General features: G+C 37.1%; 16 protein-coding genes. 15 read left to right on the top strand and 1 reads right to left on the bottom strand.

The window, feature by feature from the left end; genetic code table 11:
- Window positions 1–37 precede the first annotated feature (37 nt).
- From IGL23_RS09565 to holA, 15 genes are all read left to right on the top strand, one after another.
- Window positions 38–853, top strand: coding sequence for a glycerophosphodiester phosphodiesterase family protein (locus tag IGL23_RS09565; RefSeq protein ID WP_033594478.1), 816 nt, complete (start codon window positions 38–40; stop codon window positions 851–853).
- Window positions 854–1,170: 317 nt separating this feature from the next.
- Window positions 1,171–2,940 (top strand): DNA helicase RecQ, encoded by a 1,770-nt coding sequence (gene recQ, locus IGL23_RS09560; protein WP_002356683.1) that lies wholly within the window; start codon window positions 1,171–1,173, stop codon window positions 2,938–2,940.
- A 226-nt stretch (window positions 2,941–3,166) separates the two neighbouring features.
- Window positions 3,167–3,472, top strand: coding sequence for a YlaN family protein (locus IGL23_RS09555; protein ID WP_002356684.1), 306 nt, complete (start codon window positions 3,167–3,169; stop codon window positions 3,470–3,472).
- A 3-nt stretch (window positions 3,473–3,475) separates the two neighbouring features.
- A complete protein-coding gene (locus IGL23_RS09550) occupies window positions 3,476–4,684 on the top strand; it encodes an FtsW/RodA/SpoVE family cell cycle protein (RefSeq protein WP_002356686.1) in 1,209 nt (402 codons plus the stop codon).
- Window positions 4,685–4,716: 32 nt separating this feature from the next.
- Window positions 4,717–8,145 (top strand): pyruvate carboxylase, encoded by a 3,429-nt coding sequence (locus tag IGL23_RS09545; protein ID WP_033594479.1) that lies wholly within the window; start codon window positions 4,717–4,719, stop codon window positions 8,143–8,145.
- 16 nt (window positions 8,146–8,161) lie between these two features.
- Entirely contained in the window at window positions 8,162–9,286 is a 1,125-nt protein-coding gene (locus IGL23_RS09540; protein ID WP_002379682.1) for a CAP-associated domain-containing protein, read from the top strand.
- A complete protein-coding gene (locus tag IGL23_RS09535; RefSeq protein ID WP_002356689.1) occupies window positions 9,283–9,717 on the top strand; it encodes a YlbF family regulator in 435 nt (144 codons plus the stop codon). The genes IGL23_RS09540 and IGL23_RS09535 overlap by 4 nt, the downstream gene beginning before the upstream one ends.
- Entirely contained in the window at window positions 9,707–10,057 is a 351-nt protein-coding gene (locus IGL23_RS09530) for a YlbG family protein (protein ID WP_002359714.1), read from the top strand. Before IGL23_RS09535 ends, IGL23_RS09530 begins: the two co-directional genes overlap by 11 nt.
- A 59-nt stretch (window positions 10,058–10,116) precedes the next feature.
- Complete coding sequence (gene rsmD, locus IGL23_RS09525) at window positions 10,117–10,710, top strand: 16S rRNA (guanine(966)-N(2))-methyltransferase RsmD (RefSeq protein WP_080279850.1); 594 nt, start codon at window positions 10,117–10,119, stop codon at window positions 10,708–10,710.
- A gap of 1 nt (window position 10,711) precedes the next feature.
- Window positions 10,712–11,203, top strand: coding sequence for a pantetheine-phosphate adenylyltransferase (gene coaD / locus IGL23_RS09520; protein WP_002356693.1), 492 nt, complete (start codon window positions 10,712–10,714; stop codon window positions 11,201–11,203).
- Window positions 11,190–12,260, top strand: a complete 1,071-nt coding sequence (locus IGL23_RS09515) for a SepM family pheromone-processing serine protease (RefSeq protein WP_002382735.1) — start codon at window positions 11,190–11,192, stop codon at window positions 12,258–12,260. The genes coaD and IGL23_RS09515 overlap by 14 nt, the downstream gene beginning before the upstream one ends.
- Window positions 12,261–12,322: 62 nt before the next feature.
- Window positions 12,323–13,000, top strand: a complete 678-nt coding sequence (locus IGL23_RS09510) for a helix-hairpin-helix domain-containing protein (protein ID WP_033594480.1) — start codon at window positions 12,323–12,325, stop codon at window positions 12,998–13,000.
- 122 nt (window positions 13,001–13,122) lie between these two features.
- Window positions 13,123–13,626: a ComE operon protein 2 gene (locus IGL23_RS09505; protein ID WP_002356697.1), complete on the top strand. Its 504-nt coding sequence runs from the start codon at window positions 13,123–13,125 to the stop codon at window positions 13,624–13,626.
- A 34-nt stretch (window positions 13,627–13,660) separates the two neighbouring features.
- Window positions 13,661–15,925, top strand: a complete 2,265-nt coding sequence (locus IGL23_RS09500; protein ID WP_161634298.1) for a DNA internalization-related competence protein ComEC/Rec2 — start codon at window positions 13,661–13,663, stop codon at window positions 15,923–15,925.
- Window positions 15,926–15,982: 57 nt separating this feature from the next.
- Window positions 15,983–17,011 carry a DNA polymerase III subunit delta gene (gene holA, locus IGL23_RS09495; RefSeq protein ID WP_002364451.1) on the top strand — a complete coding sequence of 343 codons (1,029 nt, stop codon included), beginning with the start codon at window positions 15,983–15,985 and terminating at the stop codon, window positions 17,009–17,011.
- Window positions 17,012–17,062: 51 nt separating this feature from the next.
- On the opposite strand, the gene IGL23_RS09490 is transcribed toward holA, so the two are convergent.
- The gene (locus IGL23_RS09490) at window positions 17,063–18,004 is read right to left on the bottom strand and encodes a ketopantoate reductase family protein (RefSeq protein WP_033594484.1); all 942 of its coding nucleotides are present in this window, start codon (window positions 18,002–18,004) and stop codon (window positions 17,063–17,065) included.
- Window positions 18,005–18,154 lie beyond the last annotated feature (150 nt).

Raw genomic sequence — 18,154 nt, 5'->3', positions numbered from 1 at the left:
CTTTTTCTTTTAATAAGTAAGGGAGTTGTGTGGATAAGTGAATAAAATCGCAAAATATCTGATAGTAGGGGTATTTCTATTAACTGGTTGTGCTAATAGTTCTGTTGAACGTTTATTACCTAAAAACCAGACACAAATTATAGCTCATCGTGGAGATCATAATAAAGCTCCAGAAAATACTGTTGAAGCAATTAATGAAGCAGCTAACCAGAATTATAATGGTGTAGAAATTGATGTTCGTAGCAATAAAGATGGTCAATTATATTTAATGCATGACAATACATTGGATAGAACAACGAATGGACAGGGAAGATCAGAAAAATTTACCATGAAACAATTAAAAAAATTAAGTATAAAAACGGCTAGTTATCCTAAATATGAAAACACATCAATAAAAATTCCGACGTTTGAAGAAGCAATTGAAGCAGCTGCAAATAATGGATTGATGGTTAATGTTGATGGATCTAAAGGAAACTGGTTGGATGAACATTTTGTTAAAAATGTTATGGACATCTTAAAAAAATATGAAATTTATGATCGAAGTTTTTTTGTGATTAGTGATGAACCAAGTCGAAATTTTGTGATTCAAAAGTATCCAGATGCTACTGTCTCATGGTTATGTGATAAAAAAGAAGATATTCCTAAAGAGATAAAAAAAATTAAATCATATAAAAACGCATTATTATCTGTCGCTAATGATATTGCGGATGAAGCGGTCATTGAGAAACTCAATGTTTCTGGAATTCGTTATCAAGTATACGGTGTTCAAACTTCAGAGCGATATCAAGAATTGAAAAAAATGAAAGTACCTTTAATTGAAACAGATAAAGTTGTACCAGATAAAGCTGAATAATTTTTCGACAAATAAACATTTAAACCAACTATGCTCGTTTTACTACGAAAATAGTTGGTTTTTTTGAGGGCAAAAACGAATTAATGCGTATTTTAAGATAAGGTTATTTTTTTATGTGTGGATAACTACTCGTTATCCACAACAAGCAAATGCCGTTATTTTTGAAAGCTTTTGATAGCAAGCTTTCACAATTTTTCATTTTTTTTGATGTTTCACGTTAACTGGTGTTTCACGATTGTGTCTTGTTTTAACACACCTTGTTCCTGTTAGATTAGCGTGTTAAAATGACTTGTAGAACAAAGATTGGAGCGCAATAAATGAGTGCATTACAAGAATTATTAAAAGATACATTTGGCTATGATGATTTTCGGCCAGGACAAGAAACGATTATTCGTCATGTATTGCGACAAGAAAATGTCTTAGGCATTATGCCAACAGGTGGAGGCAAATCGATTTGTTATCAGTTGCCAGCCTTACTTCTGGATAATTTAACATTGGTGATTTCACCATTAATTTCTTTAATGAAAGATCAAGTAGACGCCCTGAATTTAATGGGGATTCCAGCTACATATATCAATAGTACCATTTCCTATCAAGAGATGAATCATCGTATTCAATTAGCGGTTAACAAAGAAGTCAAGCTATTGTATGTTGCGCCAGAGCGATTAGAATCTTATGATTTTCAACAGATGCTGACACATGTACCGATTGATTTATTGGCAGTAGATGAGGCACACTGTATTTCACAATGGGGGCATGATTTTCGTCCAAGCTATTTGCGTTTAGCAGAGATTATCGATCAATTTCAACAGCAACCAACTGTGATTGCACTAACAGCAACAGCAACGCCACAAGTAGCGGAGGATATTGTCAAGCAATTAAGAATTCCATCAGAAAATGAAATCAAAACAGGATTCGCTCGAGAAAATTTATCTTTTCAAGTCGTGAAGGATCAAAACAGAGACGTTTTTCTTTTGGAATATTTAAAGATGAATACTGGGCAATCAGGTATTATCTATGCAAGCACGCGGAAGGAAGTTGAACGAATTTATCATTTATTAGAAAGTAAAAAAATTGCAGCTGGGATGTATCATGGGGGCATGAGTGAACAGTTACGTAGTGAAAATCAAGAAGCATTCTTGTATGATCAAGTGCAAGTGATGGTAGCAACAAATGCCTTTGGTATGGGGATTAATAAGAGTAATGTTCGTTTTGTCATTCACGCACAAGTACCAGGGAATATTGAATCTTATTACCAAGAAGCCGGCCGAGCTGGTCGTGACGGTCTGCCTAGTGATGCTGTGTTAATGTTTGCTCCACAAGACTTGCAAATTCAACAATACTTTATTGAACAATCTGAAATGACCATTGATTATAAGCAGAAAGAGTACTTGAAATTACGGGAAATGTCACAATATGCGAATGCACAAATGTGTTTACAAAAATATATTTTACGCTATTTTGGTGAAGAAGGGACGGACTGCGGTCGCTGCTCGAATTGTCTGGATAATCGAGAATTAGTCGATATTACGGTCGATGCCCAAAAAGTCTTGTCTTGTGTAAAACGTATGGGAGAACGTTTCGGTAAGGGCTTAGTTGGTAAAGTCTTGACTGGCTCAAAAGATCAAAAAATTGATCAATGGCATTTTGATCGTTTGCCAACATACGGACTAATGAAAGGTCGCACGCAAAAAGAAGTCACACAGCTGATTGATTATTTGACAGCAGAACGTTATTTAATTCCTTCTGATGGGCAATTTCCGTTGTTATCAGTCTCGACAGAAGGTGTTCAGGTGCTTTTAGGGGAACGGAAAGTCTTCCGAAAAGAAGACCAAAAAGTTCGAAAAGTAGCAGTGGATGATGCCTTGTTTGAACGATTACGCGAATTACGTATGGACATGGCTCAAGAGGCAGGCGTACCGCCATATGTAGTCTTTTCCGATAGTACACTTAAAGAAATGTGTGAAAAATTACCGCAAACAACGATTCAATTATTGCAAATAAAAGGGGTCGGCCAAAATAAATTAGATAAATATGGCACCGCCTTTTTAGAAGTAATTAAAGAATATCAAGAGACAAAAAAATGATATAGTTTGTTATTTTATTTAAAATTAAAAGCAGAAAATAAGGAAAAAGTCTTTTAATGTATTTGTTGTTGTATTGATAAAATAAGCTTGTTATATAAAGAGATTTCTTACTTAATATATCGCTTGGTTTTAGAAAATTTCTTAAAGGAAATTTTCTGAAATCATCATGTATCTAACTGAGAATTATGTTATAATTATTTAATTAAGATAGGGAGGTTCTGTATAAATGGACGAAGGAATTTCAAAGAAATTTGCCATTCAATTATTAGAAGACGATGCAGAACGCATTAAAATGCTTATTCGTAATCAAAAAAACAGTTTGTGCATTTCTCAATGTAAAGCATTTGAAGAAGTGGTGGATACACAAATGTATGGTTTTTCAAGACAAGTGACCTATGCGACCCGTTTGGGGATTTTAACTAATGATGAAGGACATCGCTTACTAAGTGATTTAGAACGCGAATTGAATCAATTATATACAGATGTTTATGAAGAAACACAAGAAAAAAACGAGATTGGCAAGGAGGGTTAAGCTTTGCCAAACAAAGTAAAGAAACGGCATTTGCTAGACTATAGTATTTTTATTCCATATTTAATTTTAAGTATCGTGGGATTGATTATGGTATATAGTTCCACATCCGCATTACAAGTAATGAAAGGTTTTTCACCTACGTCATTCGTTATTAACCAGGTTGCCTTTTGGGTAGTAGGGTTAGTTGCAATGTTTTTTATTTATAAGATGAAAACATCCGTTTTTCAGAATCGAAGTTTTATCATGTTTGCCATTGCAGTAATTACGGTTATGGTTTTAGCCGTTCGGATTCCTGGTATCGGGAAAGAAATTAACGGCGCACGTGGTTGGATTGAGATTGGTGGATTTTCGATGCAACCAGCTGAGTATTTAAAAATCATGGTTGTCTGGTATCTGTCTTATATTTTAGCACGGCGACAAAAGACAATTAATGGAGGCATGGATCAATTTAAACAAGCTGCCGGGCGACCGTTGATGCTCGTTTTTGTATTAATTGCTCTAGTTGCAATCCAGCCTGACTTCGGGAATGCGGCCATTCTAACATTAATTACCATCGTGATGGTTTTAGCAAGTGGGATTAATTATATGTATACCTACTTGGTTGGTGGCTTGGGCATTTTAGGTAGTATCACGGCTATTCAGTTATTAATTATGTCTAAAGGAAAAATTTTCCCAGCGCGTTATCAATATATTTATAATCGTTTTGCTGTTTTTAAAAATCCATTTTTAGATGAACGGAACTTAGGCCATCAGTTAGCTAATTCTTATTATGCAATCAGTAATGGCGGCTGGTTTGGTAAAGGTCTAGGAAATAGTGTTCAGAAAAAAGGCTTTTTACCTGAAGCACATACGGATTTTATCTTTGCGATTACTTTAGAAGAGTTAGGCATTATCGGCGGTCTAGCGATTTTAGGATTGTTGATGTTTATGATTGCGCGAATTATTTTAGTCGGTGTACGCTCGAAGAAACCTTTTAATTCACTAATGTGTATTGGAATTGGTACAATGTTATTAATTCAAGTCTTTATTAATGTTGGTGGGATTACTGGGATTATTCCATTAACAGGAATTACTTTCCCGTTCTTGAGTCAAGGTGGGAATAGTTTGCTGATTATTTCGATTGCTGTGGCCTTTGTCCTGAATATCAGTGCAGATGAAACACGTCAGAAATTAGAAAATGAGTACTATTTATCTTTAGAACAGAACCAATAAATTTGAAGGAAATTGATGGTAGGAGTGACGTTATGAAAAAGGTATTAGTTGCCAATCGTGGCGAAATTGCGATTCGAATTTTTAGAGCTTGTACAGAATTAGATATCCAGACAGTAGCGATTTATGCTGCAGAAGATGAGTATTCTGTTCATCGTTTCAAAGCAGATGAAGCGTATTTAGTTGGTAAGGGGAAAAAACCAATTGAAGCCTATTTAGACATTGAAAATATTATCCAAATTGCCAAAAAATCGGGAGCAGATGCCATTCATCCTGGTTATGGCTTTTTATCTGAGAACTTACGCTTCGCCGAACGTTGTGAAGAAGAAGGAATCATTTTTGTTGGACCTAAAACACATCATTTAGATATTTTTGGCGATAAAATTAAAGCGAAAGAAGCAGCTGTAGCTGCGGGGATTGCTTCGATTCCAGGCTCAGACGGGCCAGTAGCAACGGTGGAAGAGGTCGTAGATTTTGGTGAAACGCATGGCTTTCCTATCATGATTAAAGCTGCTTTAGGTGGCGGCGGTCGCGGGATGCGTGTTGCCCACGATGCCAAGGAAGCACGAGAAGGTTACGAAAGAGCAAAAAGTGAAGCGAAAGCAGCCTTTGGTTCTGACGAGGTTTATGTTGAAAAGTATATTTCTAATCCTAAACATATCGAAGTACAAATTTTAGGCGATCATCATGGGAATGTCTTGCATTTATTTGAACGTGATTGTTCCGTTCAACGGCGCCACCAAAAAGTGGTAGAAGTCGCACCATGTGTATCAATGAATGAAGAACAACGAGCAGCCATTTGTTCGGCTGCTGTGCAGTTAATGGCGCATGTCGGCTACGTAAATGCGGGAACGGTTGAGTTTTTAGTAGAAGAGGATCAGTTTTATTTTATTGAAGTGAATCCTCGTGTTCAGGTAGAACATACTATCACAGAAATGATTACAGATATTGATATTGTGATCTCTCAATTACAAATTGCGCAAGGGCTTGATTTGCATAAAGATATGCATTTGCCAAAACAAAACGAATTGACATTAAAAGGCGCGGCTATTCAATGTCGGATTACGACTGAAGATCCCCTGAATCAGTTTATGCCAGACACAGGGAAAATTGATACGTATCGTTCACCAGGTGGTTTTGGTGTGCGTTTAGATGTAGGGAATGCTTATTCTGGCTACGCTGTGACGCCCTACTTTGATTCTTTATTGGTTAAAGTCTGTACGCATGGTTTCTCTTTTGAACAGGCAATCAGTAAAATGCAACGCTGCTTAAAAGAATTTCGGATTCGTGGCGTGAAAACAAATATTCCGTTTTTACAAAATGTTGTGAGCTATCCAGCGTTTCAATCTGGCGAAGCCAAAACAACCTTTATTGATAATACACCTGAATTATTTGAATTTCCTCGTATGCGCGATCGTGGCAATAAAACGATGAAATACATTGGAGAAGTAACGGTCAATGGGTTCCCTGGCATTGAACGAACGGAGAAAAAATATTTTGAAGCCCCGCGCGTGCCGACAGATATTGAAGTTCCAGAAAAAGTGATCACAGCTAAAAATATTCTAGACGCTCAAGGAGCAACCGCCGTCATCGATTGGGTTAAGAATCAAGAAAGTGTGTTAATGACAGATACCACGTTCCGTGATGCGCACCAAAGTTTATTAGCTACTCGTGTGAGAACACAAGATTTTAAAGCAATTGCTGGTCTAACTGATGTAGCCCTGCCTGAGCTGTTTTCTAGTGAAATGTGGGGTGGCGCTACGTTCGATGTTGCCTATCGCTTCTTAACCGAAGACCCATGGCAACGTTTAAGAAAAATTCGTCAGTTGATGCCAAATACACTTTTACAAATGCTGTTCAGAGGTTCTAATGCGGTAGGCTATCAAAATTACCCTGATAATGTTATTGAAGAATTCATTAAAGAATCTGCTCGCCAAGGAGTCGATGTTTTCCGAATTTTTGATAGCTTAAACTGGATTCCTCAAATGGAAAAAAGTATTCAAGTCGTTCGAGATACCGGAAAAATTGCGGAAGCAGCAATTTGTTATACTGGGGACATCAATGATCCAGCCCGAGCAAAATATAATGTTCAATATTACCTTGATATGGCTAAAGAATTGGAAAATTTAGGTGCACAAATCATTGCGATTAAAGATATGGCTGGCTTATTGAAACCACAAGCTGCTTATCGTTTAATTAGTGAATTAAAGGCAGCCACGGATTTACCAATTCATCTCCACACCCACGATACTAGTGGTAATGGGATCATCACTTATTCAGCAGCTACTAAAGCGGGCGTTGATATTGTTGACGTCGCAATGAGTGCGATGAGTGGCGCAACTAGCCAGCCAAGTATGAACAGTCTATATTATGCTTTAGTCAATGGTGAACGGACGCCAACTATTAACATTGATAATGCACAGAAAATCAATCATTATTGGGAAGATGTGCGCATGTATTATCAACCATTTGAAAATGGGTTAAATGCCCCGCAAACAGAAGTCTATATGCATGAAATGCCTGGTGGTCAATACTCTAATCTGCAGCAGCAAGCAAAAGCGGTAGGCTTAGGGCACCGTTGGGATGAAATCAAAAAAATGTATCACACAGTGAATTTGATGTTTGGCGATATTGTAAAAGTGACGCCATCTTCAAAAGTCGTGGGAGACATGGCACTCTTCATGGTTCAAAATCATCTGACAGAACAAGATGTTTATGCGCGTGGTGAAGAACTAAGTTTTCCTGAATCCGTTGTGACTTTTTTCCAAGGTGATTTAGGTCAACCAGTTGGTGGGTTCCCGAAAGAGCTGCAACGAATTATTCTAAAAGGTCGACCAGCCTTCACAGAGCGGCCAGGTGACTTAGCAGCACCTGTTGATTTTGCGAAAGTACAAGAAGAATTAGCCGAAAAAATTGGGTATCAACCTAAATTGGAAGAAGTTTTAAGTTATTTAATGTATCCACAAGTATTTTTAGAGTATCGTCAAAAATACGAAACCTTTGGAGATATAACCTTATTAGATACGCCAACATTCTTTAATGGTATTCGTCAAGGAGAGACATTGGAAGTTCAAATTGAACGAGGAAAAACGTTAATTATTCGTTTAGATGAAATTGGCGAACCTGATATTGACGGAAACCGTGTCTTGTTCTTCAATTTGAATGGGCAACGTCGTGAGGTTTTAGTTAAAGATGCCTCCATTAAGTCTGCTGTTCAAGTAAAACAAAAGGCGGAACCAACTAATAAAGAACAAATCGGCGCAACGATGTCTGGTTCTGTTCTACAAGTATTGGTCAAACGTGGCGATAAAGTAGAAAAAGGTCAGCCGTTGCTGATTACAGAAGCCATGAAAATGGAAACGACTATCGAAGCACGTTTTGCGGGCACGGTAGATCACATTTATGTTGAAGAAGGCGAAGCAATCAGCTCAGGTGATTTGTTATTAGAAGTAAAAGAAAAATAAGATGAGAGGGGAAAAAATGAAGCGATTTTGGGCCTTTACTGCTGTTTTTTTAACAGTACTACTCATTGGATATTTAGAGCCAGTTTTTTTCCCTGCTGAAAAACCAACCGAAACAGCTCAAAGTGGGCGCTTATCCAGCGCTCACACCGCTGTTCCTCATGAAGAATTGCCAGCTTCTGGCTACGCAGCATACATAGGGAAAGATGTGGAAACCTTTATCCGCCAGTTTGGCAATCCTAAAGAAAAAATTAAAACAGGTCGTACGTATGAATTATGGACGTTCGGTTTGACGATGAATGATTACTTAGAAGTCAACGTTCGAGAAAATAAAGTCATCGCAATTAAGGCCTTTAACAATGACAAAATGATAGAACCGTTTAAAATAGATATGAAGCTTGCTGACTTGTCTGATTTAATGACGATTTATTCGAATTTTGCATTTAATTTTCATCATGAAGCTTACGATGTCGAGCTGATGGAAGAAGATATGAACTATCGACCACTGGTTGCTTTTGATAATGGCAGTTTTGCGGTGTTATTTTTTAATCAGCGGACAGGCGGTTTAATGGCAGTTAATTATGTCAATAAAGAAACGTTGCTCACGGAAATGCCGTATCAATTAAATGAAGGTTCTCCTTTGCCAGTTGATATAACGCAGTCAATGACCTTCGATCCTGTTCAAAGTAACCAAGCAATTTATGTCATGAATCTGGTTAAACAGCAAGAAAACCAAGCTGCTTTTTCAGTTTCTACACAAAGTCAAAAAGATGCCCAAACATTGTATCAAACGATGGCTAACCATACACCAACAATTTTGTCGGCAAATCGACAAGCAGAATTGTTACAAACGAGAGAGGAACATACAGCCATTCATCCCTTTCATTTGACTAAGGACGAATTTTCTTTATTAGTTAAAACGAGCAAACTTTCGTTGAGAGAACCAGCAGGTATTTTCCAAGAACCTGTTTATGATAGTACCTTTACTATTTTGTCATGGTTTTCGGACCCGCAATATGATAGCTATTTTGCTGAGTCAGAAACGACAGAATTGGGCGTTGCCTTTTCCAACGAAGGTGTGTTAGTCTTATTAGAGAAACGACCAGAAAATAGGCAAATCACGGAGAGTAGTGAAAAGTTATGATTGTAACAGAACATTTATTTGCAATTGAAGATCAAACAGAATGTTTAATTTCAGCACTTTTAGAAAGTGATGCTGTTCAAAACTATAAAGAAACAAAAAAAGCTATGTATGCTTCGGCGGAAGTTGCTCAGTTACAAAAAGCATTTTTAGAAGCTAAGTCAGCCTTTGAACGAGTAGAAGCTTATGGAATTCATGCACCCGATTTTCGAGAGAAACAACGAGCCCTACGTAAAGCGAAGCGGGCGCTTGATTTAAATGAAATCGTTGCAAATTATCGTTTTGCTGAGACAAACGTTCAAACGTTGCTAGATACAATTGGTTTAAAGATTGCGCAACTAATTTCTGAAGATATTAAAGTAGATGCTGGAAATCCTTTCTTTGAACGAGGAAAGAAACATTCAGGTTGTGGAGGAAGCTGCCATGCAAGCTAAAGAAGAAAAAGAATTTACGCTTCAAGAGCGTCGTTGCCTAATTGTTTGGGTATACACATTAAAACCGTTAAAACAGTTACGCCGATATGGACTGATTCACTATGTTTCACGAAAAATGAAATATGTGGTGATTTACATGAATGAAGAAAATATTGAAAGTAACATGGAAAAAATTAATCAGTTACATTTTGTTCGTAGTGTCGATAAATCGTATCGACCAGATGTCGAAATGAATTTTGCTGAAAAAATTGGTACCAAAGCGGCTTATCAAGAACAAGAAGACGATGGCTATGTAGTAGAGGAATTATCTACAGAGATTCGCTTAGCGGAGAATGTCTAATGCAAAAGAGTGAGAAATGTTATGAGAAATTTCAAACATTTTTCACTCTTTTTGTTATAATGAATTATAAAAGAATGATTGATAAAGGAGTCGAAACAATGCGTGTTATTTCTGGAGAATATGGTGGCCGGCGCTTGAAAGCGTTAGATGGCGACAATACTAGGCCCACAACAGATAAAGTAAAAGAATCTATTTTTAATATGATTGGTCCATATTTCGATGGTGGAATGGCGCTGGATTTATATTCAGGAAGTGGCGGGTTAGCGATTGAAGCCGTTTCTCGTGGAATGGATAAAAGTATTTGTATTGAAAAGAATTTTGCTGCACTAAAAGTAATTAAAGAAAATATTGCGATTACAAAAGAACCAGAAAAATTTGAAGTTAGAAAAATGGATGCTAATCGTGCCTTAGAACAGTTTTATGAAGAGAAGCTACAATTTGATTTGGTCTTATTGGATCCGCCCTATGCCAAACAAGAAATTGTTTCACAATTAGAAAAGATGTTAGAACAGCAGTTATTAACAAACGAAGCCGTTATCGTTTGTGAAACAGATAAAACTGTCAAGTTACCAGAAACGATTGGTACACTAGAAAAAACAAGAGAAACCGTTTACGGAATCACTCAAGTAACGATTTATCGTCAGGAGGCGTAAGATGCGTAAAATTGCTCTATTTCCCGGAAGTTTTGATCCGATGACAAATGGTCATTTAAATTTGATTGAACGCAGTGCGAAGTTATTTGACGAAGTCATTATTGGCGTTTTTATAAATACAAGTAAGCAAACATTATTTACGCCAGAAGAGAAAAAATATTTAATTGAAGAAGCAACTAAAGAAATGCCAAATGTGCGTGTTATCATGCAAGAAACCCAGTTAACTGTGGAAAGTGCAAAATCATTAGGGGCTAATTTTTTGATTCGTGGCATTAGAAACGTCAAAGACTACGAGTACGAGAAAGACATTGCTAAAATGAATCAACATCTGGCGCCAGAAATTGAAACGGTTTTTCTATTAGCAGAAGAACCATATGCACATGTAAGTTCCAGTTTACTAAAAGAAGTTTTACGTTTTGGGGGCGATGTGTCTGACTATCTTCCTCCCAATATTTATCATGCGTTAAAACAAAAGAAGAATGACTGGAGCTAAAATTATGAATAAAAAAACAGAAAAATTTTCGTTTAAATCACTCATTCCAATGGTATTGGCATTGCTGCTAATTGGTTTGTTTATCGTCCCAATTCCTTATTATATTGAAGGACCAGGAACGACAGAAAATTTAAAAGAGTTTGTAACTGTTGATGGAAAAAAAGATACGCAGTCTGGTGCTTTTTATTTAACAACGGTGGGCATTCGTTCGGCCACTATTTTTTCTGCCATAAAAGCAAACTTTTCGGATTTTCAAGAAGTCATGTCCAAAAAAGAATTAATGGGAGATAGTAGTAATAGCGAATATAATCGAATTCAACAATACTATATGGATTCCTCAAAAAACGCCGCAATTGAGCAAGCCTTAAAATTAGCGAAGGTTCCATATGAGATGAAATTTAAAGGCGTCTATGTGTTAGCGATGGAAGACAACTCAAGTTTTAAAGGAAAAATTGAAGTTGGCGATACCGTGACAGGCGTGGATGGCAAATCTTTTAAAAGCAGTGAAGAATTAATGAATTACATTAAAGCACAAAAAGTGAATCAAAAAGTCACTGTTCAATTTATTCAAGATGGCAAAGCAAAAGAAGCGACCGGCAAATTAATTGAATTGCCAACAGATAAAAAAGCGGGGATTGGTATTGGTTTGACCGATCATACAGAAATTGATTCTTCTATCCCAGTATCTATTGAAGCGGGTGATATTGGTGGGCCATCGGCTGGTTTAATGTTTACTTTGCAGACCTATGAACAATTAAGTCATAAAGATTTACGTAAAGGTCATGAAATTGCTGGAACAGGTACGATGAACAGTCAAGGAATCGTTGGTAGAATCGGAGGCATTGACAAAAAAGTTGTAACTGCCAGTGAGAACGGCGCAGAAATTTTCTTTGCACCCGATGATGAAATAACTTCAGAAATGAAAAAAGTTGAGCCGAAAATCAAATCGAATTATCAAGAAGCACAAGAAGCTGCGAAAAAAATTGGGACAAAAATGAAAATTGTCCCAGTAAAAACGGTTCAAGATGCCTTGAACTATCTAGAAAAATTAAAATAAAAGTACGCCTGGGCCAAAAATTACTAGTGATTTTTGGTCCAGGCGCATTTTTTTGTTAAAAAATGCGTAATTATATTTTGAAGGGAGGACAAACGATGGATTGGTTGAAACAGTTACCCAAAAAGTGGCTATTGCTAGGTAGTGGTGCGTCTATAGTTATTTTGATAACTCTATTAGTGGGCATTTATTTGATGGTTAATAAGGAGCCACAAGTAGACACCACAATGTGGGAGGAGACAAGTTTGACCACTACGGCAGAGGTCGCCACAGATGCTACAAAAGAAAGGGCAGAAACAATGATCTATGTTGATATTAAAGGCGCAGTGAAAGTACCAGGAATCTATCAACTAAAAACTCAGCAGCGGATTTGGGATGCTTTAGCTTTAGCTGGAGGCGTGAGCGAGGAAGCTGATACTGCCCAGGTCAATTACGCGCAAAAAGTAAAAGATCAAATGATTATTTACGTGCCCAAAAAAGGAGAAGCAATGGCACAGTCATTAGAAACGCTGCAGGAATCAGCACCTGCTCAGCAAAATCAGGAGGAAAAAATCAACCTTAATACGGCAACAGAAGCAGAGCTACAAACGATTTCAGGAATCGGTGCGAAAAAAGCACAAGAGATTATTCGCTTTCGTGACGAACAAGGACCGTTTAAAACCGTCGAGGAACTGAAAAATGTTCCAGGTATTGGAGAGAAAACAGTAGAACGTTTAAAAGACATGTTGACAGTGACTGGCTAACTTTTAACAGAAAATTCCTGAGAATTCTTGACTATGGGATGCGGATAACATACTATTTGTAATAAGATTAAATGATTTGGCAAATCGAACACAGGAGTCATTAAAAATAAAGGAGGTTTATTATGGAACGAATTCCATGGGACCAATATTTTATGGGACAAAGCGTCTTATTATCATTAAGAAGTACTTGCACACGGTTAACTGTCGGAGCAACCATTGTTCGCGACAAACGAATTATTGCAGGAGGTTACAATGGTTCAGTCAGTGGCGGAACGCATTGTATTGATGAAGGATGCTATGTTGTTGATAATCATTGCGTTCGGACAATCCACGCAGAAATGAATGCAATTTTACAATGTGCGAAGTTTGGCGTCCCTACAGAAGGGGCAGAAATTTATGTGACACATTTCCCTTGCCTGCAATGTACAAAGATGATTTTACAAGCAGGGATTAAAAAGATTTATTATTTAAAGGATTACCGTAATGATGCGTACGCCCTAAATTTAATTGAACAAGTAGGAGCCACGGTTGAAAAAGTGACTTTAGTACCAAAATATTTTGCCGAATTACAATGGGGAGAAGAATTTGCCACACTTGAGGACAATCCTTCCTCAGCTGAGGAATAATTGGTTCTTCGTAGCTCTACTGACTAGTTGTGGGCTGTGGTGTTTTTTCGCACCTAGTCTATTAGGAGCTCTTCTTTTTTCTATCACTGTTATCCGTATTGTCTGTACAAAAAGTTTTCCTGTTATATTGGGAGGTTTTTTGTGCAGTTTTTTAATAGTAGGGGGCATATTGATTTTCCAGTGGTTAAAGCCAGTCTCTTTGTTGCCTAAAGAAGTCCGCTTGTCAGGACAGCTAACGATATTACCAGATGAAATACAAGTAGATGGTGATCAAGTAAAATTTTCTGCCAATTGGATCGTAAAAGGCAAAAGGCAGAAAGTGATGGCATTTTATCAATTAAAAAGTGTGAAAGAAAAACAGCAATGGCAACAACTAACCACAACCATTCAGGCAACCGCTGTAGGTATTTTAGACTCGCCCCAAGGTCAAACCAACAAAAATGGCTTCAATTATCAACTATTTTTAAAGAATCAAGGAATCGAAGCTATTTTATTCATTGAGGAGATAGGACAACCGCGTTCCTTTTTTTCTTGGCGGTTTAAAGAAATCATTAGCGGCTGGCGGAAGTGGGCGATGGTACATATTCAGAAAAATTTTGCTGAGACTAGTGCAATGTATATGAATGCGTTGCTCTTAGGTTTTCGTAATGAAGAATTTGCTGAAATAAGCGATAAATTTTCAGCATTAGGCATTTTGCATCTTTTTAGTTTGTCAGGGATGCATGTTTCTTTTTTCCTTCGTTTATTTCGCTTGCTGATGCTAAGAATCGCTCGCCAAACGCAAGAAAGTTATTTTTTGTGGCAATGCGGTTTTTCTCTGATATATGCTGGTTTAACAGGATTCTCAGTTAGTGTCATGCGGGCGCTTTTACAAACAAACCTCAATACGTTCAATCGACGGTTTAATTGGCAGGTTCCGGCCCTCGATTGTTGGAGTTTAACTCTCTTAGTGCACTTGATTGTTCAGCCAACCCTCTTTTTTTCAGTCGGCGGTCAATTTAGTTACTTACTTTCTTTTGTTCTGATGTTTTTAGAGCAAACATTGGTTGGTTATTCTTCGCCTTTCATTAAAAATTGTTTAGGCTCTTTCCTATTGGCTGTGGCTTCCTTACCTATTTTAGTCCAATCATTTTATGAATGGCCCTTGTTAGGAAGTTTCTTAACATTTCTCTTGTTACCAATTTTTGAACGGTTCTTGTTACCGCTTTTGACGTTGAGCTTTTTTCTAGTGATTATTATGCCAGCACGCTATTTAGCAGCCTTGCTCGAACCGCTATTTTTAAAAATGAATGGCTTATTTGAGTGGGTGCTAGTTCACTTAAATCCGAAGCTGACCATCGGCTATTTAAATACTTGGATACAAATTAGTTTGCTATTACTAATCGGACTTTCAATGATTTATTTAGCAGACAAGTCTAAAAAAATTTTTTTCTCAATCGGACTACTAATTGTTTTGATAAATAGTAAATACCTTTCGCCAATTGGCATTGTTGCAATGATCGATGTAGGCCAAGGGGATAGTTTGTTTATCCAAGCGCCTTTTCACAGAAAAAATACACTGATCGATACAGGTGGTCGGTTGTCTTTTGACAAAGAAGCTTGGCGGCAACGGAAAAATAGTCAATCAGGAGCGGAATATTCAGTGATTCCTTTTCTCAAAAGTCAAGGAGTCAAACGTTTAGATGAAGTGATCATCACACACGCACATGAAGACCATTTTGGCGATTTATTAGCCATTGCGCAGAAGGTTCCAATTTCTGTTCTTTATTTTCCTAAAGGAGCAGCTGAAGCCAATTTTTCGTTTCGCCAAGTCTTGAAACAACTCCAAAAAAGCGGGACAGACTGTCGGCCGATTTTAGCGCCCAAGCGAATTAATGGGCCCGTTTCTTTTCAAATTTTATCACCAAATAAGAGCAGTATTGGGGGCAATAATGACTCGATAGTGTTTTCCACACAATTAGGCGGACGGCATTTTTTATTTACTGGTGACTTGGAAGCCGAAGGAGAAGAACAAGTGTTGGCTCGCTATCCCCAGTTGAAAATCGACATCTTGAAAGTCGGTCATCATGGTAGTAAAACGTCGTCTACTAAAAGATTTATCAAACAGCTTAATCCGCGAGAAGCATTGATTTCAGCTGGACTGAATAATCGTTTTAAACATCCTCATCAGGAGACATTAGCGACGCTGGAGGAGCAAAAAATAAATTATTATCGGACAGATCTTCAAGGAATGATTTATTATCAATGGTTACCCTGGCAAGGGCTTTCTAAAGCCAAATTTGTTAAAGAACAAGACTAGTATTTCCAGAAGTAACATGATAGGATAAACAAGAGAAACGAGAAAAGGAGCGAGCCAATGGAGTTACAAAAAGCTTTGAAAGAAGTGCGAGAGCAAAAAATCGCTCCAGTTTATTTATTAATAGGAACAGAACTTTATTTAACTGAATTATTTAAAACAACATTGATGAAAGAATTGTTGACGGAAGAGGATGATCAATTTAACTTTTTCTCATTTGATATGGAGGAAACACCTTTAAGTGCAGCGATTGCTGAAGCGGAAACAATTCCGTTTTTTGGTGATTATCGCCTTGTCTTTGTGGAAAATCCTTACTTTTTAACTGCCGAAAGAAAAACAAACGGTGTGGAACATGATGTCAATCTTTTATTGAATTATTTGGAAAGTCCATCACCAACAACTGTTCTTGTTTTTATGGCCTCATATGAAAAATTAGATGAACGCAAAAAAGTTACCAAAGCATTGAAAAAAAATGCCACAGTGGTTGACGTCAATCCAATGGATGAAAAGGCTATTCGTCAGTACATTTCTCAAACGATTGAGAGCGAAGGGTACACTATTCGCTCCGATGCTTTTGATTTATTACTTCAATTGACAGACTTGAACTTATCAAAAATTATGGGAGAATTACAGAAGCTGTATTTATATGCCCTTGAAACGAAGACAATTACACGAGGTGCGGTTCAAGAATTAGTCCCTAAGTCTTTGGAACATAATGTTTTTGACTTAACCAACGAAGTACTTTCTGGAAACAGTGAAAAAGCTGTTCAATTGTATGAAGATTTACTTTTACAAGGAGAAGAAACCATTAAGTTAAATGCAATCTTATTGAATCAGATTCGCCTTTTTCTACAAACAAAAATTTTGGCTAAGATGGGCTATCAACAAGCGAATATCGCTGATACATTAAAGGTTCATCCTTATCGAGTCAAGTTAGCGTTACAACAAGTCCGACGATTTGAATTGTCTCGATTAGAAAGACTTTATGATGAATTAGTTGAAAATGATTACCGCATGAAAACGGGCCAAATGGATAAAGAATTACTATTCCAATTATTTATTTTAAAATTGACTGCGCAAGCAAAATAAGAAAGTGCCAGAGACAATCGTCATTCAACGATTGTCTCTGGCACTTTCTTATTATTTAGCTCCTAATAGTTCTTCTTTTCCGTGAACAAGCTGTGTCAACATGGCACAGAAAGGTGTTGCTACGTTGTATTTTTGTCCTTTGCGCCAAACAGCACCATTAATGTAATCAATTTCTGTGAGACGATGATTTTTAATTAAATCTTGATACATAGACGGATAGTGCAAGCCAATACCGTTTGGATCATAAGTTTGAGCAATATGTGTATAGACTTCTGCTTGATCTAAATGAATGGCTTCTTTTTCTGCGACTGCTGCAAATTCACTGATTAATGTTTTAACAAGGGATTCACTAACAGGTAGTGCACCAAATTCGGCAATATTACAATCAAGGATTGTACACAAACCATTTAGCGTACCATTGACACAGGCTTTCCGCCAAATAGAGTAGCGAACATTGCTACTATAGCTTGGATTTAAACCAGCTTTTTGGAAGACATCAACGACTTCTAAAGCAAATTTTTTACCAGAAGGATCAATATTTTCTAATTCAATTTCGCCATCACCTAAAAGTTTAACACGTCCCGGTCCTTCTAAACCAGCTGTCCACATGGTAATGCCAACCAAGATGTTTTCTTTTGGCACATATTTTTCTAGTACATCTTCATGACCTAAGCCATTTAATAAACATAGTACATACGTTTTTTCAGTAATCATTGGTTGAATCGCTTTAAACATTGCATCTAATTGTTGTGCTTTGGTTAAAGCAATAATTAAATCAACTTGTTCATTTTGATGGTCAATTTCTTCTGGTGAGAAGATTGGTAGTTTTGCGACAACTTCTTCTCCATTAAAATCAGCGATTAAACCATTTTTACGAATGGCTTCAATGTGCGCGGGCCATTGATCGATTAAAGTTACATCATTTCCGCCTTGATGCAACATAATTCCTAAACGGCTGCCCATAGCGCCGGCACCAGCAATTGCAATTTTCATGTGTATCCATCTCCTTAAAAGTTCTTTAACCGTTATTATTATACAGCAACTTTCTTAAAAATGAATAAATGGGACTTGCAAATTTGTTATTTTTTAAATGTTTCCTAAAAAGTAAGGATTGCATCAAATGGTAAAGTAAGCTAAAGTAAA

Origin of the sequence: Enterococcus sp. MSG3299 (assembly GCF_050555765.1) — a bacterium.
GTDB classification, from domain to species: Bacteria; Bacillota; Bacilli; order Lactobacillales; family Enterococcaceae; genus Enterococcus; species Enterococcus faecalis.
The sequence above is the reverse complement of the archived record's forward strand: the minus strand, read 5'-3'. Positions and strand labels throughout refer to the sequence as shown.

Coding starts and splice junctions, on each gene's coding strand:
- IGL23_RS09555 (WP_002356684.1), top strand. CDS start 3,167: ATGGACGAAGGAATTTCAAAGAAATTTGCCATTCAATTATTAGAAGAC.
- IGL23_RS09505 (WP_002356697.1), top strand. CDS start 13,123: ATGGAACGAATTCCATGGGACCAATATTTTATGGGACAAAGCGTCTTA.
- recQ (WP_002356683.1), top strand. CDS start 1,171: ATGAGTGCATTACAAGAATTATTAAAAGATACATTTGGCTATGATGAT.
- IGL23_RS09545 (WP_033594479.1), top strand. CDS start 4,717: ATGAAAAAGGTATTAGTTGCCAATCGTGGCGAAATTGCGATTCGAATT.
- IGL23_RS09490 (WP_033594484.1), bottom strand. CDS start 18,004: ATGAAAATTGCAATTGCTGGTGCCGGCGCTATGGGCAGCCGTTTAGGA.
- coaD (WP_002356693.1), top strand. CDS start 10,712: ATGCGTAAAATTGCTCTATTTCCCGGAAGTTTTGATCCGATGACAAAT.
- IGL23_RS09535 (WP_002356689.1), top strand. CDS start 9,283: ATGATTGTAACAGAACATTTATTTGCAATTGAAGATCAAACAGAATGT.
- rsmD (WP_080279850.1), top strand. CDS start 10,117: ATGAATTATAAAAGAATGATTGATAAAGGAGTCGAAACAATGCGTGTT.
- IGL23_RS09530 (WP_002359714.1), top strand. CDS start 9,707: ATGCAAGCTAAAGAAGAAAAAGAATTTACGCTTCAAGAGCGTCGTTGC.
- IGL23_RS09540 (WP_002379682.1), top strand. CDS start 8,162: ATGAAGCGATTTTGGGCCTTTACTGCTGTTTTTTTAACAGTACTACTC.
- holA (WP_002364451.1), top strand. CDS start 15,983: ATGGAGTTACAAAAAGCTTTGAAAGAAGTGCGAGAGCAAAAAATCGCT.
- IGL23_RS09515 (WP_002382735.1), top strand. CDS start 11,190: ATGACTGGAGCTAAAATTATGAATAAAAAAACAGAAAAATTTTCGTTT.
- IGL23_RS09510 (WP_033594480.1), top strand. CDS start 12,323: ATGCGTAATTATATTTTGAAGGGAGGACAAACGATGGATTGGTTGAAA.